The organism is Rhizobium sp. PP-CC-3G-465 (genome assembly GCF_004343445.1).
Lineage (GTDB): Bacteria > Pseudomonadota > Alphaproteobacteria > Rhizobiales > Rhizobiaceae > Ferranicluibacter > Ferranicluibacter rubi.
On record NZ_SLYH01000001.1, the window covers coordinates 414,533 to 440,193 of the forward strand.

At 62.6% G+C, this 25,661-nt stretch carries 25 protein-coding genes and 2 riboswitches; of the genes, 10 read left to right on the plus strand and 15 right to left on the minus strand.

Annotation, left to right across the window (positions count from 1 at the left end; all coding sequences use genetic code 11):
* Positions 1–4: 4 nt before the first annotated feature.
* Positions 5–820, minus strand: a complete 816-nt coding sequence (locus C8J33_RS01920; RefSeq protein WP_422038032.1) for a DUF1194 domain-containing protein — start codon at positions 818–820, stop codon at positions 5–7.
* A gap of 164 nt (positions 821–984) precedes the next feature.
* Between C8J33_RS01920 and C8J33_RS01925 the strand changes: the two genes are divergently transcribed.
* A complete protein-coding gene (locus C8J33_RS01925) occupies positions 985–2,274 on the plus strand; it encodes a glucoamylase family protein (RefSeq protein WP_132447576.1) in 1,290 nt (429 codons plus the stop codon).
* A 47-nt stretch (positions 2,275–2,321) separates the two neighbouring features.
* On the opposite strand, the gene C8J33_RS01930 is transcribed toward C8J33_RS01925, so the two are convergent.
* The 4 genes from C8J33_RS01930 to C8J33_RS01945 form a co-directional block, all read right to left on the minus strand.
* Positions 2,322–3,080, minus strand: coding sequence for a CbtA family protein (locus tag C8J33_RS01930; RefSeq protein ID WP_132662889.1), 759 nt, complete (start codon positions 3,078–3,080; stop codon positions 2,322–2,324).
* Between the two features lie 206 nt (positions 3,081–3,286).
* The gene (locus C8J33_RS01935; RefSeq protein ID WP_092984467.1) at positions 3,287–3,463 is read right to left on the minus strand and encodes a CbtB domain-containing protein; all 177 of its coding nucleotides are present in this window, start codon (positions 3,461–3,463) and stop codon (positions 3,287–3,289) included.
* A gap of 49 nt (positions 3,464–3,512) precedes the next feature.
* Positions 3,513–3,776: riboswitch (cobalamin riboswitch) on the minus strand.
* Positions 3,777–3,826: 50 nt separating this feature from the next.
* The gene (locus C8J33_RS01940) at positions 3,827–4,294 is read right to left on the minus strand and encodes an SRPBCC family protein (protein WP_207904021.1); all 468 of its coding nucleotides are present in this window, start codon (positions 4,292–4,294) and stop codon (positions 3,827–3,829) included.
* Positions 4,295–4,392: 98 nt separating this feature from the next.
* Positions 4,393–4,926, minus strand: a complete 534-nt coding sequence (locus C8J33_RS01945; RefSeq protein WP_132662893.1) for a hypothetical protein — start codon at positions 4,924–4,926, stop codon at positions 4,393–4,395.
* A gap of 172 nt (positions 4,927–5,098) precedes the next feature.
* On the opposite strand from C8J33_RS01945, the gene C8J33_RS01950 reads away from it, so the two are divergent.
* On the plus strand, positions 5,099–5,602 hold the full coding sequence (locus C8J33_RS01950; RefSeq protein ID WP_132662894.1) for a ferritin-like domain-containing protein: 504 nt from the start codon (positions 5,099–5,101) through the stop codon (positions 5,600–5,602).
* A 79-nt stretch (positions 5,603–5,681) separates the two neighbouring features.
* On the opposite strand, the gene C8J33_RS01955 is transcribed toward C8J33_RS01950, so the two are convergent.
* The 4 genes from C8J33_RS01955 to msrA all read right to left on the minus strand — a co-directional run bounded on the left by C8J33_RS01955 (position 5,682) and on the right by msrA (position 10,677).
* Positions 5,682–6,806: an ABC transporter substrate-binding protein gene (locus C8J33_RS01955; RefSeq protein ID WP_132662896.1), complete on the minus strand. Its 1,125-nt coding sequence runs from the start codon at positions 6,804–6,806 to the stop codon at positions 5,682–5,684.
* 5 nt (positions 6,807–6,811) lie between these two features.
* Positions 6,812–7,591 carry a siderophore-iron reductase FhuF gene (gene fhuF / locus C8J33_RS01960; protein ID WP_132662898.1) on the minus strand — a complete coding sequence of 260 codons (780 nt, stop codon included), beginning with the start codon at positions 7,589–7,591 and terminating at the stop codon, positions 6,812–6,814.
* Positions 7,592–7,597: 6 nt separating this feature from the next.
* Positions 7,598–9,775 carry a TonB-dependent siderophore receptor gene (locus C8J33_RS01965; RefSeq protein ID WP_132662900.1) on the minus strand — a complete coding sequence of 726 codons (2,178 nt, stop codon included), beginning with the start codon at positions 9,773–9,775 and terminating at the stop codon, positions 7,598–7,600.
* 170 nt (positions 9,776–9,945) lie between these two features.
* Entirely contained in the window at positions 9,946–10,677 is a 732-nt protein-coding gene (gene msrA / locus C8J33_RS01970) for a peptide-methionine (S)-S-oxide reductase MsrA (protein WP_132662901.1), read from the minus strand.
* 392 nt (positions 10,678–11,069) lie between these two features.
* On the opposite strand from msrA, the gene aqpZ reads away from it, so the two are divergent.
* Entirely contained in the window at positions 11,070–11,801 is a 732-nt protein-coding gene (gene aqpZ / locus C8J33_RS01975; RefSeq protein WP_132662903.1) for an aquaporin Z, read from the plus strand.
* Between the two features lie 70 nt (positions 11,802–11,871).
* Here aqpZ and C8J33_RS01980 read toward each other — a convergent pair whose 3' ends face one another.
* The 6 genes from C8J33_RS01980 to C8J33_RS02005 all read right to left on the minus strand — a co-directional run bounded on the left by C8J33_RS01980 (position 11,872) and on the right by C8J33_RS02005 (position 17,755).
* Positions 11,872–12,357, minus strand: coding sequence for a 6,7-dimethyl-8-ribityllumazine synthase (locus tag C8J33_RS01980; protein ID WP_132662904.1), 486 nt, complete (start codon positions 12,355–12,357; stop codon positions 11,872–11,874).
* An 89-nt stretch (positions 12,358–12,446) separates the two neighbouring features.
* Positions 12,447–12,612, minus strand: a riboswitch (FMN riboswitch).
* Positions 12,613–12,685: 73 nt separating this feature from the next.
* The gene (locus C8J33_RS01985; RefSeq protein ID WP_132662906.1) at positions 12,686–13,747 is read right to left on the minus strand and encodes an ABC transporter ATP-binding protein; all 1,062 of its coding nucleotides are present in this window, start codon (positions 13,745–13,747) and stop codon (positions 12,686–12,688) included.
* A 14-nt stretch (positions 13,748–13,761) separates the two neighbouring features.
* Entirely contained in the window at positions 13,762–14,550 is a 789-nt protein-coding gene (locus C8J33_RS01990; RefSeq protein ID WP_132662908.1) for an ABC transporter permease, read from the minus strand.
* Positions 14,547–15,452: an ABC transporter permease gene (locus C8J33_RS01995; protein ID WP_110799237.1), complete on the minus strand. Its 906-nt coding sequence runs from the start codon at positions 15,450–15,452 to the stop codon at positions 14,547–14,549. Before C8J33_RS01995 ends, C8J33_RS01990 begins: the two co-directional genes overlap by 4 nt.
* A gap of 92 nt (positions 15,453–15,544) precedes the next feature.
* Positions 15,545–16,648, minus strand: coding sequence for an ABC transporter substrate-binding protein (locus C8J33_RS02000; RefSeq protein WP_132662909.1), 1,104 nt, complete (start codon positions 16,646–16,648; stop codon positions 15,545–15,547).
* Between the two features lie 162 nt (positions 16,649–16,810).
* Positions 16,811–17,755 carry a MurR/RpiR family transcriptional regulator gene (locus C8J33_RS02005; RefSeq protein WP_132662911.1) on the minus strand — a complete coding sequence of 315 codons (945 nt, stop codon included), beginning with the start codon at positions 17,753–17,755 and terminating at the stop codon, positions 16,811–16,813.
* A gap of 104 nt (positions 17,756–17,859) precedes the next feature.
* Between C8J33_RS02005 and C8J33_RS02010 the strand changes: the two genes are divergently transcribed.
* The 7 genes from C8J33_RS02010 (at position 17,860) to C8J33_RS02040 (ending at position 25,486) form a co-directional block, all read left to right on the plus strand.
* Positions 17,860–18,657: an N-formylglutamate amidohydrolase gene (locus tag C8J33_RS02010; RefSeq protein ID WP_245507037.1), complete on the plus strand. Its 798-nt coding sequence runs from the start codon at positions 17,860–17,862 to the stop codon at positions 18,655–18,657.
* A 215-nt stretch (positions 18,658–18,872) separates the two neighbouring features.
* Positions 18,873–20,456 carry an amino acid permease gene (locus tag C8J33_RS02015; protein WP_132662913.1) on the plus strand — a complete coding sequence of 528 codons (1,584 nt, stop codon included), beginning with the start codon at positions 18,873–18,875 and terminating at the stop codon, positions 20,454–20,456.
* Positions 20,457–20,545: 89 nt separating this feature from the next.
* On the plus strand, positions 20,546–21,910 hold the full coding sequence (locus C8J33_RS02020) for a glutamine synthetase family protein (RefSeq protein ID WP_132662914.1): 1,365 nt from the start codon (positions 20,546–20,548) through the stop codon (positions 21,908–21,910).
* Between the two features lie 79 nt (positions 21,911–21,989).
* Entirely contained in the window at positions 21,990–22,433 is a 444-nt protein-coding gene (locus tag C8J33_RS02025; protein WP_245507038.1) for a helix-turn-helix domain-containing protein, read from the plus strand.
* Entirely contained in the window at positions 22,426–22,842 is a 417-nt protein-coding gene (locus tag C8J33_RS02030) for a type II toxin-antitoxin system VapC family toxin (RefSeq protein WP_132662917.1), read from the plus strand. The genes C8J33_RS02025 and C8J33_RS02030 overlap by 8 nt, the downstream gene beginning before the upstream one ends.
* A 116-nt stretch (positions 22,843–22,958) precedes the next feature.
* Positions 22,959–24,344 (plus strand): aldehyde dehydrogenase family protein, encoded by a 1,386-nt coding sequence (locus C8J33_RS02035; RefSeq protein WP_132662918.1) that lies wholly within the window; start codon positions 22,959–22,961, stop codon positions 24,342–24,344.
* Positions 24,341–25,486 (plus strand): iron-containing alcohol dehydrogenase, encoded by a 1,146-nt coding sequence (locus C8J33_RS02040; protein ID WP_132662919.1) that lies wholly within the window; start codon positions 24,341–24,343, stop codon positions 25,484–25,486. The genes C8J33_RS02035 and C8J33_RS02040 overlap by 4 nt, the downstream gene beginning before the upstream one ends.
* Positions 25,487–25,661: the final 175 nt, after the last annotated feature.

Below are 25,661 nucleotides of genomic sequence, written 5' to 3' on the forward strand. Positions count from 1 at the left end.
CGTCTTATCTGTCGAAGAATCCGGGGCGCAGCTTTTCACCGATCAGGCAATCCACCGCAGAGGGATTTGCAACAGGGATGGGACGAAGTGGCGGCTGACGCCCGCTGACCTCCATCACGAGCTTCTGCCGGATGGCGACGCCGAAGTCTTCCGGATTGTGGATCGGCAGTACGAAAGCGCCGAGGCCGCCGATAACGCAGTCGTTGTAATAACGGTCGAGCCGGACGCCGACGCCGGTCGGGCGGATGATGATGGCGAGGCCGTTGACGATGATTCCGCTGCGCACCGCCATGTCCCGGGCGGGCAGAACCGGCGGACCGAGATTGTTGGGACCATCGCCTGAAACATCGATGACGCGGCGCTGGCCGGTAAAGGCATTTGTGTCGATCATCCCCGTCGCGTAGGTGAGCGCGTTGGAAATCGAGGTGCCACGGCGGGTGGTGACGGGCCGGGCGGCGATCTCGTCTGCAAAGGCGGCTGCATCCGCGGCACTGGCAATCACATGCCAGTCCACGCGCGAGCTTTCGTTGACGCTGCCGGCCCACTCGAAATAGCTGATGGCGATCTCGCCGATCAGCCCACCACGAACGGCATCGATGAACGCCTTGTGACGTAGGGCTTCGAGGTAACCGGCGCGCTGGATGCGCGCTTCCTCCAGATCCATCGATCCCGACATGTCGACGGCAAGAACCAGCTCGACATCCACGTCTCGGCGCCCAAGCGCCGCGATGGTCGTTATGTGGGTCATGTCGGTTGTGGAAGGGGCGGATGGGAGCCCTTGACCGGAAAGGCCCATCAGCAATGCAATTCCCGCCAAGATCATGTCATCCAATCCCCGCTTCGCACCGTAGAGGCGAACATTAACACAACGGGTGATGGCGGCGACCGGTAAGCGGCTGCAGGACTTCAACACTCGGTGAGGATAAGAATTTCTGGGTATGAGAGACGAGACACGCGCCGCGTGACCGCTCGCGAGGAGTTGCAATGCTTTTCAAGGATACGACCGACGCCGGGCTGATCGACCGATTCCAGCTGGGCGCGTTTCGGTATTTCATGCGGTATACGCATCCGGAGACGGGTCTCGTTGCCGACAGCTCGCAGGAAGGCTCGCCGGCCAGCATCGCCGCGACCGGCTTCGGCCTGTCGGCGCTGCCCGTCGGTGTCGAGCGCGACTGGCTGTCCCGCGAGGATGCGGCGCAGCGGGCGCTGAAAACGTTGCGCTTCCTGCGCGATAGCGAGCAGAGCCGCGACACGCTGGCCACTGGCTATAAGGGTCTCTACTACCACTTCCTGGATATGAAGACCGGACGGCGGGCGTGGCGGAGCGAGATCTCGCTGATCGACAGCGCACTGCTGATCGCCGGTGCCATCACGGTCGGTACCTATTTCTCCGAGAACACGCCGGCGGAAAAGGAAATCCGGGATATTGCCGACATGGTCTATGCCCGTGCCAACTGGGCCTGGGCGCTGGACGAGCAGGATACGCTGGCTCTCGGCTGGAAGCCACGCAGCGGCTTCCTTCCCTATCGCTGGCATGGGTATAGCGAGGCGGTCATTTTGTACACGCTGGCGCTGTCCTCGCCGTCCTACCCGATCCCGGCCAAGAGCTATCTCGCCTTCGGCAACCAGTGCGACTGGAAGGAGGCTCTGGGCAAGCCGTTCCTCTATGCAGGACCGTTGTTCATCCATCTGTTCTCCCATGCCTGGATCGACTTCCGGGGCATTCGCGATGCGGCAATGGTGGAGCATGACAGCGATTACTTCGAGAACACCCGCCTCGCCATCGATTTGCAGCGTGACTACGCGGAGCGAAACCCGGAGTCCTTTGTGGGCTACGGCGCGGATTGCTGGGGGCTGACTGCCTGCGACGGGCCTGAGCGGTCGCGGCGTTTGCGGGATGGTCGCCAGCAGAATTTTTCGGGCTATGCCGCGCGTGGTGCGCCGTTCGGCCCGGATGACGGGACGCTGGCACCCTGGGCGCCCCTTTCCTGCCTGCCGTTCGACGAAAAAGCTGCTCTCTCCGCGACGCGGCATATCCTTGAGACCTATCCGGGTGTGGTCGAGGAAGACGGATTCATCGGCAGTTTCAATCCGAGCGTACCGGCCCGCACGGCGGAGGGCTGGATGAACACGCGGCGGATCGGGCTTGATCAGGGCATTCTGCTGATGATGATCGAGAACCATAGGACCGGCTTCTTCTGGAACCTGCTGCGCCAGTCGACTCCGATCCGGCGCGGGCTGAAGCGCGCCGGTTTCGCGGGTGGGTGGTTGTAAGTTCCATATGATAATGCGGCCCACCGGGTAAGCGGGCCGCATGGCTGTCACGCCGTCTTGAGAAAGCGGTCGTTGATGGCGCCGGAGACGATGCCGAGGACGAGCCAGAAGGCCAGCGTCGTTGCCAGTGCCGCCACTGCGAATTCCGCGCCGAGAACGGCGGGAACCGAGCTCGCGATATCGCCGGGCTGGGGCGCGCCGTAGATGTGAGGCAAAGCGAGGAGGATAAATCCTGCACCCTTCGCCACGATCTCCGGCCGCAGCGCGATCAGGCCGAGTCCGAGCGCCGAGAGCGCCATGGTGACAAGCCACCACGTCTGGCGATCGCCGAGGTCGGCGGCGGGGAAGCCGGGCAGTTCGGGCGGAAGGCCGAGAGCCGGAAGCATGTGGACCGAGAGCCAGCCGAGGGCACCCCAGGTGAGGCCTGTGCGCAAGGTCGGAGGGCTGCCCGTGAGAACGCCGATGCCGCCCAGAAGCAGCCCGAAGCCGGCGCCCGTCACCAGATTGGCCATCAGCGTCCCGGAGAAGCGGCTCAAGCCGAACATGATGCCGCCATCCTCGTGTGCCTCGCCATCATGCGCATAGGCCGGCGTCACCGGCTGAAGCGCGGATGCGAGAGACTGGAGGAGCGATCTCGATTCGCGCGAGGAATGCTCGTGTGCCGTCGGGGTTCCGGGGGCAGGTTCGCCTTCATAGGTTTCCGCGTGGAGGATCAGGGGCACGACGCGGAGTTCCTGCGCGGCGGTCATGAAGAGGCCTGCGATGAGGCCGGCGCAGATGGCGGCCAGAAGTGTCTTGACGATCATGGTTATACCTTTCGGAGCAACGCCTTATTGGCGTGCCCTCGTCCTGTGCATGTGTGGAATGATCCGATCCATCGGCACGACGATGCGCAGCGCGACCGGCGCGGTCGCACAGAGGCGGTCGCGTCGGGCATGCAGGCGTCAGCAACGCAAGGCCCGGTCACGGGGCTTGCGTTCGCCTGTCGCTTGAGAGATCGGGCCTGTTTACTCTAGTGGCAGGGGAAGCCGAACGAGTGACGGACGTCGTGCGCGGTGTCGTGCAGCACGGCCGAATTGGCCAGACCGGCTCCGAACACGAGGAAGGCCCCAATGCACAGGGAAAGGAGACCCGCGATCATGCGGTCATTGAGAGAAAGCGAAACGCCGGATGCGTTGGTAACAGCCATGACAACCTCCGTGATGGCAACGTGGGACGTGTCCCACTCATTTGGGCGAAATGCCCGACATCAATCGGCAGGTTTCCTGGCTCGCGGCGTCTGATGCCGGCTGGCATCGTCGGATCTTTCTCGCCTTCCCGCAGATCGGGGATATCCCCGTCACCACAGTGGCTTCTACCGGTTGCCCGGCATGAAAGACCCTGACCGCTCTACAGTCGCGGGGTCGGCCGTGATTGAGGTGCCGCACTGGGTCCACCCGTCACGTTCCCATTTACTCCCCGGATGGTGTGGCACCCGGAGAACCTATTGATAAGCATCACTATGACGCGTGCGGAACGGCTGTCAATCGGCCTGGCTCGCCTGTCGCTGAGATCAGAGGGTTGCGGCGAGGGCCGCGAGCTGGTCGGCGCACTGGTTCCAGCCCTCGTAAAAGCCCATCTGCTCATGCGCGTCGCGGTCGGTCTTCGTCCAGTGGCGGACACGGGCCGTGTAGCATGTGCCGCCATCCTCCGGTTCGAAGGTGATGATGCCGGTCATGAAGGGCTTTTCCGACGGCGTCCATGCGTGGATGTAGGCGTCGGTGAAGACGATCTTCCGATCCTGCACGATGTCGAGATAGACGCCGCGATTGGGCATTTCCTCACCTTCCGGGCTCTTCATGACGATGAGGTTCGAGCCGCCGACGCGCAAATCGACCTCGGCCGTCGCGATCGTCCACGGCTTCGGCACGAACCATTGCTGGAGGAGAGCAGGCTCCGTCCAGCAGCGGAACAGCGCGTTCGGCGTGACATCGATGTGGCGGGTGATGACGAGGTCGCGATCGTCGGTGGGTTCTGTCATTGGCATGGGCATTGTCCTGAGGCGGCTCGTCTGTTCTGCCGAGTTTCCGTCATCCGGCGCCGACTGTCGAGGCCTTTGCGATCGGCTTCGAACACCGGTTACGGACCGGCGGGGGAGGACTGGATCTTGACGATCGCGGTGGTCCACTGCGGAGCCTCGGGCGGGCCGCTGCGTGGTGCGGGGAAGATGAGGGAGGTGCGGAGCGGCGCTGAGTGACCTGGCGGGATTCGGGCGATGATCAGCGCGTCGTCGCGACCGATCGTGCGGCAGGCGCCGGACGGGCAATCGTCGAGCGTGACGTCGAGGGTGAAATAGTCGAGGAAGGCGGTGCTGTCATTGTGGACCGTGCCGGTCACCACATAGCTGCTCGCGGGTGTACTCTTTTCGAACTGAAGGTTTTCCAGCCGGACCTGACTTTCCGCGATCGTGGCGACAGGCTGATCCGCGGTGACCGGCGACAGAGACTCGGGCGGCCGGGCATTGTCATCGGTCCACCAGACGACGAAGGCACTGATGAGGCCGACGGCGACGAGCACCGAAAGCGCCGGCTCGGCCATCTTGCGAAACCGCTGGTCCCAGACGGCAAGCGCGACGACCACAAGGCTCGCGATCGCGAGCGAAATCCAAAGCATGAACTGCCTCCCCATGCATCTATATATAGGGACGACACGGCCGGGTTGAAAGCGCATGCGGTGAATCAAAAGGGGAACAAAGGTGAGATCGCCAAGTTCCTCAGCCGCAGAAACACCGTTTGAACCACCGCGGCGACAAACCTGTCCCGCGGACCCGTGAAAGGATAGAACAATGGCAGGAAAAGCACTCGAGGATCTGTTCCACGACATGCTCAAGGATGTCTACTACGCCGAAAAGAAGATTGCGAAGACGCTGCCAAAGATGGCTCGTGGCGCGCAGAGCCCGGACCTGAAGGCCGCTTTCGAAAAGCACCGTGAAGAAACCGAAGGCCAGATCGAACGCCTCCAGCAGGTTTTCGAAATCTTCGGCAAGCGCGCCACCGGCAAGACCTGTGCGGCCATCGAAGGCATCATCGAAGAAGGCGAGGAAGTTCTTGAGGAATTCAAGGGGTCGCCCGCCGTCGATGCCGGTCTGCTGGCCACGGCGCAGGCCGTCGAGCACTACGAAATGGCACGTTACGGCACGCTCAAGACCTGGGCCGGCCTGCTCGGTCTCGACGAAGCCGTCAAGCTGCTCGACGAGACGTTGAAGCAGGAAGAAAAGACCGACGCCGACCTGACGAAGCTGTCCAAGGCCGTCAACGCCAGCGGCATGGTCAAGGCGAAGGCTGCCTGAGCTTCACAGTGATCGCCACGAATGAGAACGCCGGCCGGATCGCTCCGCGCCGGCGTTCTCATGTCCGGCAAGAGCCGCGTTATTCCGAGATGCTGATCCAGTAGGCGCCTTCGAACGGGACCGCGGCGAAGCGTGTGTTGATCTCGGCAAGCGTCGCCTTGGGGTCGAGATCGGCGAAGAGATCGGGCCGAAGCCAGTGGGCGAAGGCTTCTGCTGCCAGAATGTTAAGCGGCACCGCGTTGAAGAAATTCCACAGCCCATGCACGCGTTTGTCGCGCACGCCCTTGAGGTTGGCGAGGATGGGGGAGGTGATGACCTGCGCCAGCGTGCGTCTTGCTTCCTCATCCGGCACGCCGGGGCCGATGGAAAAGGTGCTGTAGGTGCCGCCGGGGGAGCCCGTGGCGATGTAGACGTCCGGGTCGGCGCCGATCAGATATTCCGTGCTGACGATGCCGCCCTGGGCGGGCAGGTTGCCCTCCGCGATGTTCCGGCTGCCGGTGAGGCCGATGAAAGCGCCGAGACCGCCGGTGCCATAGGCGTAGCAGCACTTGTCCGGGTTGGGGAACGCATCCATCAACACCGTCGGGCCGGGCGCGGTCGCCTGTGCCACCCGGTCGCGAATGCGCTGCAGATGGGCCTCGTAGAAGGTCGCGAAATCCTCGGCCTGTGCCTCACGGTCGAGCACGGTGCCCAGCAGGCGCATGGCGGAGGGCGTGTTCTTCAGGGCATCGCTGTTGAAATCGACCACAATGACGGGGACGCCCGTGCTTTCCAGATAGTCGATGGCGCGCTTGCCGAGCTCGGTATCGGCCTGCCAGTTGGCCATGATCGCCAGATCGGCCTTCAGCGACAGGATCGTTTCGAAGGACAGGCCATCACCGGTGCCATCGCCGATGGTGGGCAATTTGGCGATGTCGGGAAATCGTTTCTCGAAAGCGGCATAGATTTCCGGGTTATCGCCCTTCATGTCGCCCGACCAGCCCGCAAGCAGGCTGACCGGATCCGGATGGATGAGCGAGAGAGCGACGAGGTTGAAGCCGCTGCCGAGCAGGATCGCCTTCGGCTTCTCCTTGATGGTCACGGTGCGCCCGATGGAATCGGTGACCGTCAATGGATAGGTGGACGCGCTTGCCGTGCCAGCCGAGAGAGCACCCAGAGCCAAGAGAAGAAAGACGAGAACGGCGAACAGGCGGCGGGAAAGCATCGGTCTCAGTGTCCTTTTTGCGGGCCTTCGCCACGCTGGGCGGGCAAGGCGCAGAGCGCGCCGCAGCTCGGAATGCCGGGGAGGAGGTAGCGCAGGCAGCAGACCTTGCGGCGACAGACGGTCTCGTCGCCCACGGGCTCATGCCGCAGACAGCCGCGGAAGGGGTTCGCCGTGCCATCGGCAAGGACCGGCTGCTCGAACAGTGGGCGGGAGGCCCACGCGTCGCTGCCGCTCGTCGGGGCCGTGGCGTTGAACGCGTAGTCGATGTAGACGGCCGCATTGTTCCAGGCGAGCTTCGGCGCCAGACCGGCGGCGGCTTTCATGGCCGCGACCACGGTGGCGAGATGGCGGTGGACCAGAGGCACGACATAGCCATCCGCGCCATCCGCTGCATCGGCCTCGCTCCAGTCGCCTTCGGTTTCCAGCCCGAAGGCTCGTGGCAGGCCGTCTTCAGCGAGCGCGATCGTCATGCTGGCGAGATCGACCGGCAGGACGTAATCAGCCCGGCGCGCGACGATAAAGGGGATCGTCAGTCCGGCGAAGTAGTAGAGCGACCACATGGATGCGATCGCCCGCCGGTCGCTACCGCCATGGGTTTGCGCATAGCGATCGAGCGCTTCGGTGAAGGCCGGAGATGAAAAGAATCCGGCAAGGGGCAGCGCCCCTTCCAGATCCCGCGACAGCATCATCTTTTCGCCGCACCAGGCATGCTCGCCGGTGAACACGGATTTCAGTTCCGGTGGCCGGAAGGCATCGTTTGGCGAAGAGGGAGGGGTCGGGATCATCCGGGCCTACCAGCTGTATTTCAGCGAGCCGATGACGGTGCGGCCCTGATCACGATAGCAGAAACCGCCCGAGCACACGGCATCGCGCCGGTCGAAAAGATTGGTGGCATTGACCTGCAGCTTCAGCCCCTCGTATTTCTTGTCGATTGCGGCGAAATCGTAGTGGACGGCGGCATCGAACAGAACCCGCGACGAATTTTTCACCGTGTTGGTGTCGTTGCCGAAGCTCGAGCCGATGAAGCGCGCGCCGGCCCCGACGCCCAGCCCATGTGCGAACGTATCTTCCGGCATGTCGTAATTCGCCCAGACCGAGGCCATGTGCAACGGCACTGAAGAGACGAAATTGCCCTGGCTATCCGCTGGCCCCTCGATGATCTTCATATGCGTGTAGGTGTAGGACGCCGTCAGCGAGAGGCCGTTGTCGAGGCTGGTCGTTGCCTCCAGCTCCAGCCCGCGCGACCGCAGCTTGCCGCGCTGGACCTGGATATTTTCAGGGCCCGTCGGCAGGTTGACGACTTCGTAATAGAGGCCGTTATCCTGATCGATGTTGAAGAGGGCGGCCGTCAGAAGCGTGTTGCTGTCGGGCAGCAGATATTTCACGCCGATTTCCTGCTGCTGGCTCTCCGTCGGGTCGAAGGGCCGGCGCGTTTCCTGATTGATGCCTGCATTGGGCGAGAAGGCTGTGGAGTAGCTGGCATAAGGCGCGAGGCCGAAATCGGTCTCGTAGGTCAGGCCGATGCGGCCGGAAAACGCCTTGTCGCGCTGCGACGTCGTGGTCGTGTCGCCGCTCGCCAGCACCGTGTCGTCGGTGTCGGTATCGACCCAGTCGTAGCGACCGCCGAGCGTCAGCGTCCAGGCATCGTAGCGGATCTGATCCTGCGCATAGGTGCCGATCTGCCACTGGTCCTGAACGGTGCGGGTGGAGAAGGGAATGGGATCCACATCGCGCCCGGCATTCGGGTTGGCGGTGTCGAGCGGCGGGGCCGTTCCGGTGCCGTCGAGCGAGCGGTAGCGCAGCTTCTGGAAGTCGAGGCCGAAGAGGAGCGTATGATCGAACGCGCCGGTCGCGAATTTCGCCTCGATCTGGTTGTCGATGACGCCGGCCGTCAGGCGCTCATCGAAGGTGCCGGCGCTGCTGTCGAGCAAGGTCGGGTCGAGCGCGTTCGGCGCATAGGCGAAGGCGTAATCGGCATCGATGTTGAGGGTCGAGAGGCGGGCGTTCTGGCGGAAGACGAAGACGTCGTTCAGCCGGTGCTCGAACTCGTAGCCGATCCGCGCCTGCTTCTGGACGGAATCGTTGAAATCCGGATTGCCGCCGAAGATGTCGGTGACCTTGCCGGTCAGCGGATCGTTGTAATAGGCGGCGGTGCCGCCCGATTTCGTGCGGGAATATTCGCCGAGGATGGTGAGCTTGGTGTCCTCGTCGGGCTTCCATGTGATCGCGGGGGCGATATAGGCGCGGTCGTCGGAAACGGAGACTTGTTCGGTATCGGCATCGCGCAGCAAACCGGTCAGGCGGTAGTAAACCGGGTCGGTTTCGTTGATCGGACCGGAGAGGTCGAACTGGCCCTGATAGCGCTGGTTCGTTCCGTATTGTAGCTCGACCTCGCGCAGCGGCTCGATCGTCGGTCGTTTGGTGATCAGGTTGTAGAGGCCGCCGGCGCCGGATGCGCCATAGAGTGCGGACGAGGGGCCGCGGAGGATCGAGACGCCTTCGAGCCCATAGGGTTCCGTCTTGAAGAGCGAGGAGCCCGCGCCCGGCTGGCGCAGGTTGTCGCGGAAGATGCCGGTATACGTGACATCGAAGCCACGGACGGAAAAGCTGTCGAAACGCGGATCGAAGCCGAAGGCGCCGACGCGCGTGCCGGGCGTGTAGGCGAGGGTTTCCTGAAGCGACTGCGGATTGCGGTCTTCAAGTTGCGCGTCCGTGACCGAGGAGATGGATTGCGGGGTCTGGAGGAAGGGCGTGTCCGTCTTCGCGCCGGTGGCGCTCGCTGTGCCGACATAGCCTTCGCCCGTGATGACGCCGCCGCTGCCGCCGGTGACGACGATTTCTTCAAGCACCGTCGGCTCGCCTGTTGCTGTATCCTGCGCGAAGGCAGCCGTGCCCGCCAGAGGCAAGGCGAGCGCCAAGAGGGAGGTGCTGGTGACGAGGGCTGAGCGAAGCGGGAAACGGCGTGGCATGCGAACTATCTCTCGGTGAAAAGATGATTTTCACTATCAAGATTCTGTCGCAAAGACAGCCATAAAACATGATGATTCCTATCATGTTTTATGGCTGTGGGAATTTCGCAACGCTCGGCTTACGGGGAACCGCCGTGGCACGGGCACCGACAGCGGTTCCTAAAAGCCGTTCAGCCCTTGGCTTGCGAGACCAGTGCCGGCTTGTCGCGATAGGTCTTCGGGAACACAGTTTTAAGGTTCTCGATCTTCGGCAGGTCGTTGTAGACGATGTAGGGATAATCTGGGTTGAGCGTCAGGAAGTCCTGATGATAGGCCTCGGCCGTGTAGAAGCCCTTGAGGTCGGCAACCTCGGTCACGACCTTGTCCGGAAAGACCTTTGCCTTGTCGAGTTGTGCGACATAGGCGTCCGCAACCTTCTTCTGCTCAGGGCTGAGCGTGAAGATGGCAGAGCGATACTGCGTGCCGTGATCGGGGCCCTGATAGTTCAACTGCGTCGGATTGTGTGCGACCGAGAAGAAGATCTGGAGTAACTGGCCGTAGCTGACCTGCGAGGGATCATAGGTCACCTCGACAGCCTCTGCATGGCCGGTCTTGCCGCCGCTGACGGTCTCGTAGGACGCCGTTTCCTTGGCGCCGCCGGAATAGCCTGAGACGGCGTTGGTCACACCTTTCACATGCTGAAAGACGCCCTGCACACCCCAGAAACAGCCGCCGGCAAAGACGGCTTTTTCGGTCTTGGTCGAGGTCTTCTCATCGATACTTGGCGGTGGAATGACCACGGCCTCTTCAGCGGCACCGGCGCGGACGGCCGTGACGGCGATGATGAGGGCCGTCAGCGCGAAGGCGCCGAGAACGCCGCCTGTGAGGTTGCGGCGGAGATTGGAACGGGAGGTTTTCGACATACGGCAATCCCTAAGGGCGCGGATGGCTTGAGCGCCTGACGACGCGCCGTGACGTTTTGAAAGTCTGCGCCGACAGTGAGCCGATCCTTGTCCGGCGTCAAATCGCGTTTTCGTGTAGTTTTCCGGTGCGCGAAACATGATGACGATGGGAGCTGTCGATGCGCCGATCTCGGTCCTTTTGCGTCTTTAACGGATACATAAACGAGCCGGAATAGCCGAGTCATTCGAATCGTTTGCGGCGGCGCGTTCATGCAAGAATTTGCAACCCAATTACGATTTCCTCTAAATTATTGGTTGCTTAATCTATGCGTTGGAGACAGATCTGTGCTGTCGGTGGGAGGAGAGGCATGTCCTCGTTCTGCGACATTTGATTTCAGAAGGGGCTATCTTTCATGAGTAGAAAACTTGCGGCCGAACTTTTCGGCACATTCTGGCTGGTCTTCGGCGGTTGCGGCAGCGCGGTGCTTGCTGCGGGCTTCCCGGCACTCGGCATCGGTTTCGTCGGCGTATCCCTGGCTTTCGGGTTGACCGTGATGACCATGGCCTATGCGGTCGGCGGCATTTCAGGCGGGCATTTCAATCCTGCCGTTTCGCTCGGTCTCGCCATCGCCGGACGCTTCAGCTGGAAGGAAATCGTGCCTTACTGGCTTGCCCAGGTCATCGGGGGCGTGGCCGGAGCCGCCGTTCTGTACGCGATCGCGGCGGGAAAGCCGGATTTCATTGCCGGCGGGTTCGCATCGAACGGCTTTGGGGCAAACTCACCGGGGGGCTATAGCCTGTTTGCGGCATTGGTGGCCGAGATCGTCCTGACGGTGGCATTCCTCATCATCATCCTGGGCGCCACGGCGCGGGCGGCACCTGCCGGCTTCGCCCCGATTTCCATCGGGCTCGGGCTGACGCTGATCCATCTGATCTCCATTCCGGTGACCAATACGTCGGTCAATCCCGCACGCTCGACGGCCGTCGCGTTCTTTGCCGAGAACGGCGCAACGAACCAGCTGTGGGTCTTCTGGCTCGCGCCTCTGGTCGGCGCGGCGATCGGCGCGTTGATCTGGAGATTCGTTCTGTCGCCCGGCGAGTCGCCGCGGGGAATCGGCCGCGAAGCCGGAAAGTCCGGCGCCTGACGACAGGCCATGTGAAGACGAGATAGTGCCTGGGGGCCCGCTGCCATTACGGCAGCGGGCCCTCGTCTTGTCAGGTAGTCGCTTGTGCCGGAACGAGCGCGATCTCCGCGCGGGCTGCCAGCAACTGGCGGGCGGCATTGGCTGCTTCCGCGCCCTTGATCACGAAGTGATCCGTGAAGAAGCGGATGTGGGCTTCCGATTCCTGGAAGTGATGCGGCGTGAGGACGGCCGAGAGAACGGGAACGCCGGTGTCGAGCGAGACGCGCACCATGCCGTCGAGCACGGTGGAGGCGACGAAGTCGTGGCGGTAGATGCCGCCATCGACCACGAAGGCCGTGCCGAGGATGGCCGAGAAGCGGCCGGTCTTTGCCAGCGTCTGGGCATGAAGCGGGATTTCGAGCGCGCCGGGCACGTCGAAGATCTCGATATCGGCTGCATTTCCGCCGAGTTCCTGCCAGCGGGCGGCAAACGCGTTGACGCACTGATCGACGATGGCAGCGTGCCAGCGCGCGCGGATGATAGCGATTTTCTGTGAGGGGTGGGATGCGATGGTCATGCAAGTGGCCTTTCAAGGGTTAGCCGTTCGACGGGATCCCTTGGGCGAACACGCGGACATGACGCAGCCTTGTCGGGCCGTGACCTGCCGTTTGCTCTCTTTCATCCGGACTATACCGTCGGCTCCGGAGTCACACCGGATCTGCTGACCTTCCTGCCGCCCGCCAACATGCGGGAGACCTGAAGCGCTCGCGGGCTCCAGGCATTGCCGCCTGTTACCGCCGGTGGGGAATTTCGCCCCGCCCTGAGAACGTACGATCGTGACTATAAGCACCTGCAGCAAACCGTCAAATCCGCTTTGTTTCGTGCGGACGGGTTTTTGAAGAAAACTATTCCCTGACGATGAGAAGATCGCTCGCCGTGAAGCGCAGCGTCACCGTTTCCCCGATGGCCGGTGGCTTCAGGCCGGGATTGTTGAACATGTCGAACGAGATCACGCTGTCGGCGATCTTCATGCGGGTGCGGATGACCGAGCCGAGGAAGTTGGTGGCGATGACGGTGCCGGTCAGGGCGGTATCGCCCTTGGCATCGGGTGCAATGGAGCCGGCTTCCGGCCGGAGCGCCAGCGATATCGTATCGCCGGCCTTCGCGTCCCCGAGCGGTTCGCGCAGCGTGATGCCCTGATCACCGATGACGATGCGATGGGTTGCGGGATCGACAACCTTGGCGTCGATCAGGTTCAGCGTTCCGACGAAGGAGGCGACGAAGCGGGTCGCGGGGCGATTGTAGATCTCGAACGGCGTGCCGATCTGGTCGGCGCGTCCGCCATTCATGATGACGATGCGGTCGGAGATCGACAGCGCCTCTTCCTGGTCGTGCGTAACGAAAACCGTGGTGATGCCCAGCTGCTGCTGGATCATGCGAATCTCTTCGCGCAGCGATACGCGGATCTTGGCGTCGAGCGCCGAAAGAGGCTCGTCAAGGAGGAGGACCTGCGGCTTGGGGGCGAGCGCCCGGGCCAGCGCCACGCGCTGCTGCTGCCCGCCCGACATCTGGTAAGGGTAGCGATCCGCCAGGTGCTCGAGGTGGATCAGCGCGAGCATTTCCTTCACACGGCTGTCGATGTCCGCCTTCGGAGCGCCGGCGACCTTCAGGCCGAAGGCGACATTGTCGCGGACCGTCATGTTGGGAAACAGGGCATAGGCCTGGAACACCATGCCGATATTGCGCTGGTTGGGCTTCAGCTCGTTCTGGTTCCGGCCGTTGATCATGATCGTGCCGGAGGAGGGCGTCTCGAAGCCGGCGATCATCCGCAGCACCGTCGTCTTGCCGCAACCGGACGGCCCGAGGAACGACACGAACTCACCCTTCTCGATCGCCATGTCGAAGTCGTGCACGACCTGTGTCTGGCCAAAGGATTTCCGGATGTGGGTCAGGTTGAGAAACGACATGGAGCCTATGACCTTTATGCCTTGGCCGGGGCGGACTTGCCAAAGCGCGAAACGAGATTGAGAAGGCCCATGGAGAGCCAAGTGATGGAGAAGGCGATGACCGCGAGCGCCGATGGCTCATAGGCCTTGTTGGCGCCGACGAGCTGCAGGTAAGGGCCGAAGGCCGGGCGGTTGAGGAGGGCTGCCATGGTGAACTCGCCCATGACGATGGCGAGCGTGATGAAGGCACCGGAGAGCACACCGCTCATGACGTTCGGGAAGATGCAGCGGAAGAGGATGGTCGACCAGCTCGCGCCGAGGCTCTGGGCCGCCTCCGTCAGCGTGCGGACGTCGATGGCCCGCATGGCGGTGTCGACCGCCTTGTACATGTAGGGCAGCGACAGGGTGATGTAGGAGAACATCAGCAATATGTTCGTGCCCGTCGTCGAGCCGGTCAGCGGCAGGATGGACGACGAATTGTACAAGCGCAGATAGCCGAACACGATGACGATGGCGGGAATGACCAGCGGTAGCAGCGTGATGAACTCGACCACGGGTCGCATCTGCGGCAGGCGCAGGCGCACCCAGTAGGCCGTGGGGACCACCAGCAGCATGCCGAAGACGATGGTCAGCAGAGCCATCATCATGGAATAGCCGAAGGTCTCGCGGAACTGCATGTCCGAGAACACCGAGCGGTAGGCGTCGAAGGAATATTCGCCGCGGCGCATGCGCAGCGAGAATTCGAAGGTGCCGATCAGGGGAATGACGAAGTAGCTAGCCCCGATGGCCATGGCGATCCAGGCGCCGATGCGGTTCGTCTTCATTTCTGCCACCTCTCGGCGCGCATCCGCAGCATGAGATAGAGCACGTTGGAGACGCCGGTGATAACGATCATGCCGAGCGCAATGGCGTAACCAAGGTTCGGATTGTGCAGCACGTCGCCGCGGATCTGCGCGTAGAGCAGGATCGGCACGATGTTGAGCGAGCTTCCCGTGAGCGCATAGGCGGTGGCGATGGCGCCGAAGGCGTTGGCGAACAGCAGCAACGTGGTGCCGAGCAGGCTCGGCCACAGGATCGGCAGGGCGACCATGGTCCAGTACTGCCGGTTCGTTGCGCCCAGGATCTCGGAGGCTTCGCGCCATTCCTTTTTCATGCCGTCGAGCGCCGGCGTGAGGATCAGGACCATCAGCGGGATCTGAAAATACATATAGGTGAGCGTCAGGCCGGTGAAGCTCAGGAGATTGAAGCCGGTCGAATAGAGGTTGAACCCGAACCAGTCGCGCAGGAGCACCGTTGCAAGACCCGTGCGGCCGAGGGTGGCAAGGAAGGCGAAGGCGAGGGGGACGCCCGCGAAGTTGGAGGCGACGCCGGAGAAGGTCAGAAGCGTCGAGCGCACCGAGGCCGGCAGTCCGCCGAGCACGACGGCCCAGGCAAGGAAGAAGCCGATGAACGCGCCGCCGAGGGCGGAGGCAAGCGAGATGCGGATTGAGATCCAGTAGGCGGACAGGATCGACGGGGTGAAAAGGTCGGAGATGTTCTTGAGCGTCAGCTGGCCGTCCGGCGTGAAGAAGGCGCCGATGACGAGGTAGAATGTCGGCGCCAGCAGGAAGAGAAACGCAAAGAGCATGAAGGGCGCGATGCCCAGCCAATCGATGATCCGGTCCTTGCTGATGGTCGGGCCCGATTTCGGTATCGGCGCTGTCACTGTGCGGATCGGTGGGCTCATCGGCGAGCTTTCGTTCGGGAGGGCGTATCGGAAGCCTCTCCGCGCGAACGCGGAGAGGCTGGGTTTACAGGTCCTACGACCGGTAGAGTATCTTACTGGACGTTGGCGCCGACGACGCCGTCCCACTTGCCGGTGATCTCGGTCTTGCCGGCAGCCTGCTCGTCGAGCGTCGGGAACACGGCCTTTTCATAGGCAGCGGCCGGCGGCAGCTTGTCGAGCATTTCCTTCGGGATCTTGTTGTTCTTGGCAAGATCGTTGAAGCGGATCGGGTGGCAATAGCCCTTCAGCCAGCCGAGCTGACCTTCGTCGGAATAAAGGTATTCCATCCACAGCTTTGCAGCGTTCGGATGCGGTGCGAAGGCAGAAATGGCCTGCACGTAGACGCCGGCGACGACGCCGCTCGTGGGAACGACGACTTCGACGGGCGGGTTGCCGTTGAGGCTGTCGCGCCAAGAGAGACCATTATAGTCCCAGGCAACGACGATCGGCGTGGAGCCCTGCGCAAGCGAGGCCGACTTGCCGATGACGGGCACGAGATTGCCGGCCTTGTTCAGTTCGCCGAAGTAGGAGAGGCCAGCGGTGCCAGCCTTCGTCGCGTCCGTTTCACCGGCAGCAAGGCCAGCGGCGTAGACGGCCTGAACGGCCTGGTTGGAGGCGCGCGGATCGCCGGCCAGCGCGATGCTGTTGGCGTAATCGGACTTCTTCAGGTCCGCCCAGTCCTTCGGTACGTCCTTGACGATGTCGGTGTTCACGACGAAGGAGAGAACGCCGTAATAGTCGCCGTACCAGAAGCCGTCGGCATCCTTGGCGCTATCGGGGATCGAGTCCCAGGTGGAGACCTTGTAGGGCTGGATCAGGCCGTCGGCCTTGGCGGACGGGCCGAAGGAGAGGCCGACGTCGATCACGTCGGGCGCCTGCGGGCCGGTGTTGCCCTTGTTGGCCTTGATCGCCTCGATCTCGTCGCCGGAGCCGGCGTCGGGGTTCAGTTCGTTGACCTCGAGACCGTACTTGGCCTTGAAGCCGGCGATGACGTCGCCGTAGCCGCACCAGTTGTGCGGAAGCGCGATGGTGGTGAGCGTGCCTTCCTTCTTGGCGGCAGCGATCAGTTCTGCGCTCGGCTCGGCAGCGGCAAGCGCCGTGGAAGCGACGAGCATCGCCGATGTCAGCGACAGAAGGCGGTGGGTCTTTGACAGCACGAAAGTCTCCTTGGGTTTGTCAGGCCGGGGTTTCCGACCCGGTGGTTCAAGCTGATAGAGCGGCGTCATGAAGCTTCTATGACAGACGCGGTGGACAGTTTTACGCTTTGTCTCCCGGCTAAACCCCTGTATTTAGGGTTTTTTGTTGCAGGGTTTCCGGTGTCATCCCTTTCTCTCCTGAAAAGGCTTGCGAAACAGCGGTGTCGCATCGAACAGGGTCTCCAGCGCCTTCATCCGGTCGCGAGTCTCCTCCCAGATCGAGTTCTGGACCGCTTCGATCAGCGCCTCCACGGTGAAGAGGGTCACCACCGAGCTATCCCAGGCCGAAGGCGCCTCGATATGCACGCGGAAGACCTTTGCCGCAGACTTGGCGACGGGGGAGGACCACTGGTCGGTGAAAAGGATGATCTCCGCGCCACGGGAGCGGGCGGCCTTGGCCAGCGTCTCCAGTTCCTGCTCGTAGCGCCGGATGTCGAACACCACCAGCACGTCGCCCTTCTTCATGTCGAGAACGTAATGCGGCCAGGGGCTGGAGCCGGAGGCGATCAGCGTCACGCCGGCGCGGATGACCTGAAGATGGGTGAAGACATAGTCCGCTAGCGTGCGGGTGATGCGGCCGCCGATCAGGTAGACGCGCCGCTTCGGGTCGGCGATGAGCGCTGCCGCGCCATCGAAATCCTGCGTCTCCATCTGGGCGAGGGTGGCCCTCAGATTGTTGATGGTGGCGTCGGCAAAACGGTTGAGGATGTGGGTGCCCGGCGCGTTCGTCGCCCAGCGGTCGTGCTTGCTGATCGGGTTGGAGATGGTCGCCTCCAGCTCCTGGTGCAGCCGCGCCTGAAAATCCGGGAAGCCGCGAAAACCGAGCTTCTGCACCATGCGCGCGACGGTCGGCGTCGACACCCCGGCGTTCTCGGCCACGGTCGTGATGCTGCCAAGCCCGGAAACGGGATAGTTGTCGAGCAACGTTTCCGCCAGCTGCTTCTCCGCCCGCGTCAGTGCGGTGAAGTTCGCGGCGATCACGTCCGACACCGTCTTGTGTGTTTCGGTGCTGATCAAGATTTTCCCCTGAGACCGATCTTCGCCGGCCTTATGTGACAGAGTAAACATCGCTGTCACAATCGGAGTCAATGGGGTTCATGAAGAGATCGTTTCAGTTTGTAATTGACAGGCACGAAATTGTGAAGAATTCTCTTCAGTAAGGGAGGCCTGCCATGATGGCGGGCGCAGCGACGGAGCCGGGTGTGAGTGCTCTTCTGACTGCCGAGGATGGCGCGCCTGTCGCTCTGGAGAATGCGGATGCCGGTTCCCGCATCCTGCTCGTCTGCGAGCACGCATCTCGCCGGTTACCCCAGAAAATGGGGACGCTTGGGCTTTCGGCGGAGGCGCTGGAAAGCCACATCGCCTGGGACCCGGGCGCGCTTGCCGTGTGCCAGCTGCTGGCGGCCTCGCTCGATGCGACGCTGATTTATCAGCGTTTTTCCCGCCTCGTCTATGATTGCAATCGCCCCCCGGATTCGCCGGGCGCCATGCCGGCAGTCAGCGAGATTTTCGACATTCCGGGCAATGCAGCGCTTTCGGCGGCCGAACGGCTGGCGCGGACGGAGGCGATCTACAGTCCGTTCCGCAAGGGCTTGTCCGATCTCATCAAGACACGGGTTGCAAACCGTCGCCCGCCGGTTATCGTCACGATACACTCCTTCACGCCGGTCTGGCACGGCCGGCCGCGGGAGGTGGAGGTGGGCATCCTGCACGACAGCGACAGTCGGCTTGCCGATGCGTTTCTGGCGGATGCTGCGGAGGACGATGCCTTCGTCACGCGTCGCAACGCGCCCTACGGGCCGCAGGACGGAGTGACGCATACGCTGATCGAGCACGGCATTCATAATGGCCTGCTCAACGTCATGATCGAGATCCGCAACGATCTCATCGCAAGCAAAGACGGCCAGAGGGTCCTGGCCGGCTATATCGGGGATCATCTGGGCAAAGCCCTGATGCGCCTCGAACCATAAAAAGACCCGGGGAGCGGCATGTCCGCGGAGACCGTTCCCGCCTTGTTGGCGGGGGCACTGGCACGACTGCGTGAAGACCTCGAAACGAACCTGAAAAACGGGGCACACACGCAGCACGATCAAGCGTTGCAGCGCCCGTGCGCCTTCAAGGTTGCGCGCCGCTGTACCGGCATCCGGCAATACCGCCCGGCGCCGAGCGTTCAGAGGGGACCATCATGCCTGACTATAGTGACGTGGATAAGCACGCGGACCTTCAGGTCCTTCATTCCATGGGATACGCGCAGGAACTCGAGCGACGCATGAGTTCGTTCTCGAACTTCGCCGTGTCCTTCTCGATCATCTGCATTCTTTCCGGCGGTATCAATTCGCTGGCACAGGCGACGGCCGGGGCCGGCGGGGCCGCCATCGGCATCGGCTGGCCGATCGGCTGCTTCGTCTCCTTCGTCTTCGCGATGGCGATGGCGCAGATCTCCTCGGCCTATCCCACGGCTGGCGGCCTCTATCATTGGGGCTCGATCCTCGGAAACCGCTTCACCGGCTGGCTGACCGCTTGGTTCAACCTGCTCGGCCTCGTCACCGTGCTCGGCGCCATCAATGTCGGCACCTATTATTTCTTCATGGGCACCTTCGGCACGCCATATTTCGGCCTGGAGGACACGACCACGTTCCGCATCCTGTTTCTCGTGGTCATCACCGGCCTGCAGGCGCTGGTCAACCACATGGGCATCGGGCTGACGGCCAAGCTCACGGACTTTTCCGGCTACCTCATCTTCGTCACGGCCATCCTGCTGTCGTTGGCCTGCTTGATCGCCGCCGATAGCTATGATTTCGCGCGCCTCTTCACCTTCTCCAACTTCTCGGGCGCTGCCGGCGGTAATGTCTGGCCGGAAACATCCTCCACCTGGGTGTTCCTGCTCGGCCTGCTTCTGCCGATCTACACGATCACCGGCTACGACGCTTCGGCCCATACGTCCGAGGAAACGGTGAAGGCTGCAACGGCGGTGCCGCGCGGGATGATCTCGTCAGTGCTCTGGTCGGCGCTCTTCGGCTATATCATGCTGTGCTCGTTCGTGCTGATGATCCCAGCGCAGGCGCCGCTGGCCGACGGAACGGTTGCCGACGGCATGACGGCTGCTGCGTCGCAGGGCTGGAACGTGTTCTTCTGGTCGATGGACACGCAGATGAACCCGATCGTCAAGGACGTGCTCTATCTCGCGATCCTGTTGTGCCAGTGGCTCTGCGGCCTTGCGACCGTTACGTCGGTTTCCCGTATGATCTTCGCCTTCTCGCGTGACGGCGGCCTGCCGGCCTCCAAGGCTCTGGCCAAGGTCAGCCCGAAGTTCCGCACGCCTGTTGCGGCCATCTGGACGGGGTCGATCCTCTCGGTGCTCTTCGTCTGGGGCTCGTCGCTGATCACCATCGGCGAAACGCCGGTTTACACCATCGTCGTGTCCTGCACGGTCATCTTCCTGTTCTTCTCCTTCGCCATTCCGATCACGCTCGGCCTCTTTGCCTGGGGCACGTCGAAGTGGCCGGCACAGGGACCCTGGAATCTCGGCGAGGGCGTCTTCAAGCTCTTTGCCGGCCTGACGGTTCTGGCCATGATCCTGATCTTCGTTCTCGGCGTGCAGCCGCCGAACGGTCCGGCGCTCTATGTCACCGTCGGGTTCCTCGTGCTGACCGGCGTGATCTGGTTCGGCTTCGAGAAGCGCCGATTCCGCGGTCCGCCGATCGGCGAAGAGGTCAAGCGCCGTGCCGCCGAGATTGCCGCAGCGGAAAAGGCCGTGGGCCAGGCATAACATTCTCTGCAAGCGAGGCGGCACCCGAAAGCCGGGTGCCGCCGATGACAGACACCAACGCATTCCGAAAATCGCAGACAGGACGCCCGATGACCTACTCGTTCGAAGACCTGAAGACCGACGTTGCCGAAGGCCGTATCGATACGGTTCTTGCCTGCCAGATCGACATGCAGGGGCGGCTGATGGGGAAACGCTTTCAGGCCGAGTATTTCGTCGAGAGTGCATTTGAGGAAACGCATAGCTGCAACTACCTGCTCGCCACCGACCTCGAAATGGAGACGGTGACCGGATACAAGTCCACGAGCTGGGAGTCCGGCTATGGCGACTATACGATGAAGCCGGATCTCGGCACCCTTCGCCGGATTCCATGGCTCGAAGGCACGGCGCTGGTGCTCTGCGACGTGCTCGATCACCACACGCATCAGGAAGTCCCGCATTCGCCGCGCGCCATTCTCAAGCGGCAGGTCAAGCGGCTGGAAGCCATGGGATTGAAGGCCTTCATGGCGAGCGAGCTCGAATTCTTCCTGTTCGACCAGACCTATGACCATGCGCGCCAAAGCGGCTATCGCGACCTGAAGCTCGCCAGCGGCTACAACGAGGACTACCACATCTTCCAGACCACCAAGGAAGAGGACGTGATGCGCGCCATCCGCAAGGGCCTACAGGGCGCCGGCATTCCGGTCGAGAATTCCAAGGGCGAGGCGTCCTCCGGTCAGGAGGAGATCAACGTGCGCTATGCCGAGGCGCTCGACATGGCCGACCGGCACGTCATCATCAAGAACGGCTGCAAGGAAATCGCCTGGGCGAAGGGCAAGGCGATCACCTTTCTCGCAAAGTGGCACATGAATGCGGCCGGCTCCTCTTCGCACATTCACCAGTCGCTCTGGAGCCTCGACGGCAAGACGCCGCATTTCTTCGACAAGCAAGGCGAGTACGGCATGTCGGAGACGATGCGGCATTATATCGCCGGCCTGCTGACGCATGCGGGCGAGATCACCTATTTCCTCGCGCCCTACATCAACTCCTACAAGCGTTTCATGGCAGGCACCTTCGCGCCGACCAAGGCTGTGTGGTCGAAGGACAACCGCACGGCCGGTTATCGCCTCTGCGGCGAGGGCACGAAGGGCATCCGTATCGAGTGCCGCGTCGGCGGCTCCGACCTCAATCCCTATCTCGCCATGGCAGCGCTGCTGGCCGCGGGGATTGCCGGCATAGAGGGCAAGCTGGAACTGGAGGCGCCGTTCGTGGGCGATGCCTATTCCGGCAAGGATATTCGCGAGATCCCGAAGACGCTGCGCCACGCGACCGGCCTCATGACGAACTCGGCCATGCTGCGTCAGGCCTTCGGCGACGAGGTGATCGACCACTATACCCGCGCCGGCACCTGGGAGCAGGAGGAGTACGATCGCCGGGTCACGGACTGGGAGGTGGCGCGGGGTTTCGAGCGTGCGTGAGATTATCACAACATTGAGATAAATGGTGACAATATCGCATCTTTGGTGTATTTTTCACATCATGGTGCGGAGAACGGGCATGGCGATCAATACTGTGTGGTTTCATGACAGGCTCAATACAAAAGGGAAATCCCTGCGGGATCTCGCGCGGTTTCTCGGGCTCGATCCCAGTGCCGTTTCAAGAATGTTGAAAGGAGAGCGGAAGATGACCGCGGAAGAGCAGGACCAGATCGCCGCGTTTCTGGACGTCGGCATTCTTGATGTCGCGGCGCATCGCCGTGGGGACCCGCAAGGCCTTCAGGGGCCTGGGTTCGAAGAAGGTCTTCAGAAGGCCTATGTGCCGCAAGACAGGCAGGCGTCGCGCGAGGGATCGTCGTCCCGCGTGCGTCTTGTCGATCCTTCCGATCCCGCTTTTGTTCACCCGGCTTTCGGGTGCATGGTCGGAACCATGACGGTCCCCGGCGATCTCGATCTCACCGCTCCGATGGATGTCGAATGGAGCGACACCCTCTATAATGCGTAACGAGATTCTTCTCGATACCTGCGCCGTCATCTGGATGGCGACCGGGCAGCCGATGCGGCCGGAAGCGATCGATGTGTTCAAGGCTGCCGGGAGCGGAAACGGACGACTATACGTTTCCGCGATCTCGGCCTGGGAGATTGGAATGCTGATGTCGCGCGGTCGGCTGCCGGCAACGAAGGATGCGTTGTCCTGGTTCAACGAGTTCGTCGCGGAGGGGGAGATCATCGTCGAAGCCGCGTCGCCGGATATTCTGGTGGCGGCGTCTTATCTTCCGTCGCTTGCGCACCGTGACCCTATCGATCGCATCATCATCGCGACGGCGCGCGAACGGGACCTGAGGATCGTGACGCGCGACCATGTCATCCTGGACTATGGTGCGCTTGGCAATGTGATGACGCTAGCCTGCTGACGTGTGCTTGCCGGGTTGACGATCTCCCGGCAGGTTTTCGTATTTGTATTTTCGTTTGTCTTCTCGGGACATTGCTTTCCGGCTCGTCCCTGACAAACTTTATTCCGGAGACCCTGATGACGATGATCCAATGCATTTCGCCGGTCGACGGCTCGGTCTATGCCGAGCGCGAGGCCATGCCCTACGAGGCCGCTTCCCAGGCGGTCGCCCGTGCGCGAAAAGCGCAAAAGACCTGGGCTAAGCGGCCGCTCGAAGAGCGGGTGCAGCTCGTGCTCAAGGGCGTGACGCGGCTGAACGAAATGGCGGCCGACGTTGTGCCGGAGCTTGCCTGGCAGATGGGCCGGCCGGTAAAGTATGGCGGCGAGTTCCGCGGATTCAATGAGCGCTCGAACTATGTCGCCTCCATCGCCGCCGACGCCATGAAGCCGATGGTGATCGAGGAGAGCGACCGCTTCGAGCGGCGGATCGTGCGCGAGCCGCACGGCGTCGTCTTCGTCATCGCGCCGTGGAACTACCCCTACATGACGGCGATCAACACGATTGCCCCGGCCTTGATGGCGGGCAATGTCGTGATCATCAAGCATGCCAGCCAGACGCTGCTTGTCGGCGAGCGCATGGTGCGAGCCTTCACCGAGGCCGGCATGCCGGAGGACGTGTTCCAGAACCTCTTCCTCGACCACGAGACGAGCGCGCGGCTGATCGCTGCCAAGAGCTTCGACTTCGTCAATTTCACCGGCTCCGTCGAGGGTGGCCGGTCGATCGAGCGGGCAGCGGCGGGAACCTTTACCGGGCTCGGCCTCGAACTGGGTGGCAAGGACCCCGGCTACGTCATGGAGGATGCCGACCTCGACGCTGCTGTGGATACGCTGATGGACGGTGCCACCTACAATTCCGGCCAGTGCTGCTGCGGCATCGAGCGCATCTATGTGCACGAAAGCCTCTACGACGATTTCGTCGAGAAGTCGGTCGCCTGGGTGTCGAACTACAAACTCGGTAATCCGCTCGATCCGGAAACGACGCTCGGGCCGATGGCCAATAAGCGCTTTGCCGCCGTCGTGCGGGCGCAGGTCGCTGACGCGATCTCGAAGGGCGCGCGGGCGACGATCGATCCGAAGCTGTTCCCGGCGGATGACGGCGGCGCCTATCTCGCGCCGCAGATCCTCGTCGATGTCGATCACTCCATGGAATTCATGACCGAGGAAACCTTCGGTCCCGCCGTCGGCATCATGAAGGTCAAGACCGATGCGGAGGCGCTCGCCCTGATGAACGACTGCAAATACGGGCTGACGGCTTCGCTGTGGACGCAAGACCCCGAGCGTGCGGCCGCTATCGGGGCCGAGATCGAGACGGGCACCGTCTTCATGAACCGTGCCGACTACCTCGATCCCGCGCTCTGCTGGACCGGCGTCAAGGAAACCGGCCGCGGCGGCTCGCTCTCCATCTTCGGCTTCCACAATCTGACCCGGCCAAAATCTTATCATCTGAAGAAAGTCACGGCATGACCATTACCGCTAACTGGAGCTACCCGACCGCCATCAAGTTCGGGGCAGGGCGCATCAAGGAACTCGCCGAGCATTGCAAGGCCGTGGGCATGAAGCGGCCGCTGCTCGTGACGGACCGCGGCCTTGCGCCGATGGCGATTACGCAGAATGCGCTGGATCTTCTGGAGGCCGCTGGCCTCGGCCGCGCGATCTTTGCCGATGTCGATCCGAACCCCAACGACATCAACCTCGAAGCCGGGGTGAAGGCCTTCCACGATGGCGGGCACGATGGCGTCGTGGCCTTCGGTGGCGGTTCCGGGCTCGACCTCGGCAAGGCCGTCGCCTTCATGGCCGGCCAGACCCGACCGGTCTGGGATTTCGAGGATGTCGGCGACTGGTGGACACGGGCCTCCGTTTCCGGCATCGCACCGATCATCGCGGTGCCCACGACGGCGGGCACCGGCTCGGAGGTCGGTCGCGCCAGCGTCATCACCGATCACAAGACGCACACGAAGAAGGTTATCTTCCACCCGAAGTTCCTGCCCGCCGTGACGATCTGCGATCCCGAACTCACCGTCGGCATGCCGCAGGTGATCACGGTCGGTACCGGCATGGATGCTTTCGCGCATTGCCTGGAAGCCTACTCCTCGCCGTTCTACCACCCGATGTCGCAGGGTATCGCGCTCGAAGGGATGCGGCTCGTGAAGGACTACCTCCCACGCGCCTTTGCCGATGGGCAGGATATCGAGGCCCGCGCCAACATGATGAGTGCCGCCGCCATGGGCGCCGTGGCGTTCCAGAAGGGCCTCGGTGCCATCCACGCGCTGTCGCACCCGGTGGGCGCTCTCTACAACACGCATCACGGCATGACCAACGCCGTCGTCATGCCGGCCGTGCTGCGCTTCAACCGGCCTGCCATCGAGGAGAAGATCGCCCGGGCCGCAGCCTATCTCGGCATTTCCGGCGGGTTCGACGGGTTCACCGATTATGTCCTCGACCTGCGGTCGAGCCTCGGCGTTCCCGATGCCCTCTCGGGTCTCGGGGTCGGCACCGACCAGATCGAGCGCATGGCCGAGATGGCGATCGTCGATCCCACGGCCGGCGGCAACCCGGTCGAATTGACGCTCGATGCGGCGCGGGCGCTGTTCATCGAAACGATCTGATGTCGAAATGCAGCCTGGCGCGAGTGTCTGCCGAAGCTCGCGCCAGGCTGTCTCTTATTGGTTCTCGTATGGCGCGTTAACACTTCGTTAACCACGATTTGAAAGGTTCGGTTAACCACAGCGGCTTCAGGGGCTGGAGCTGTTTGCGGGGCAAACCGGGGCTTTGCATCCCCAA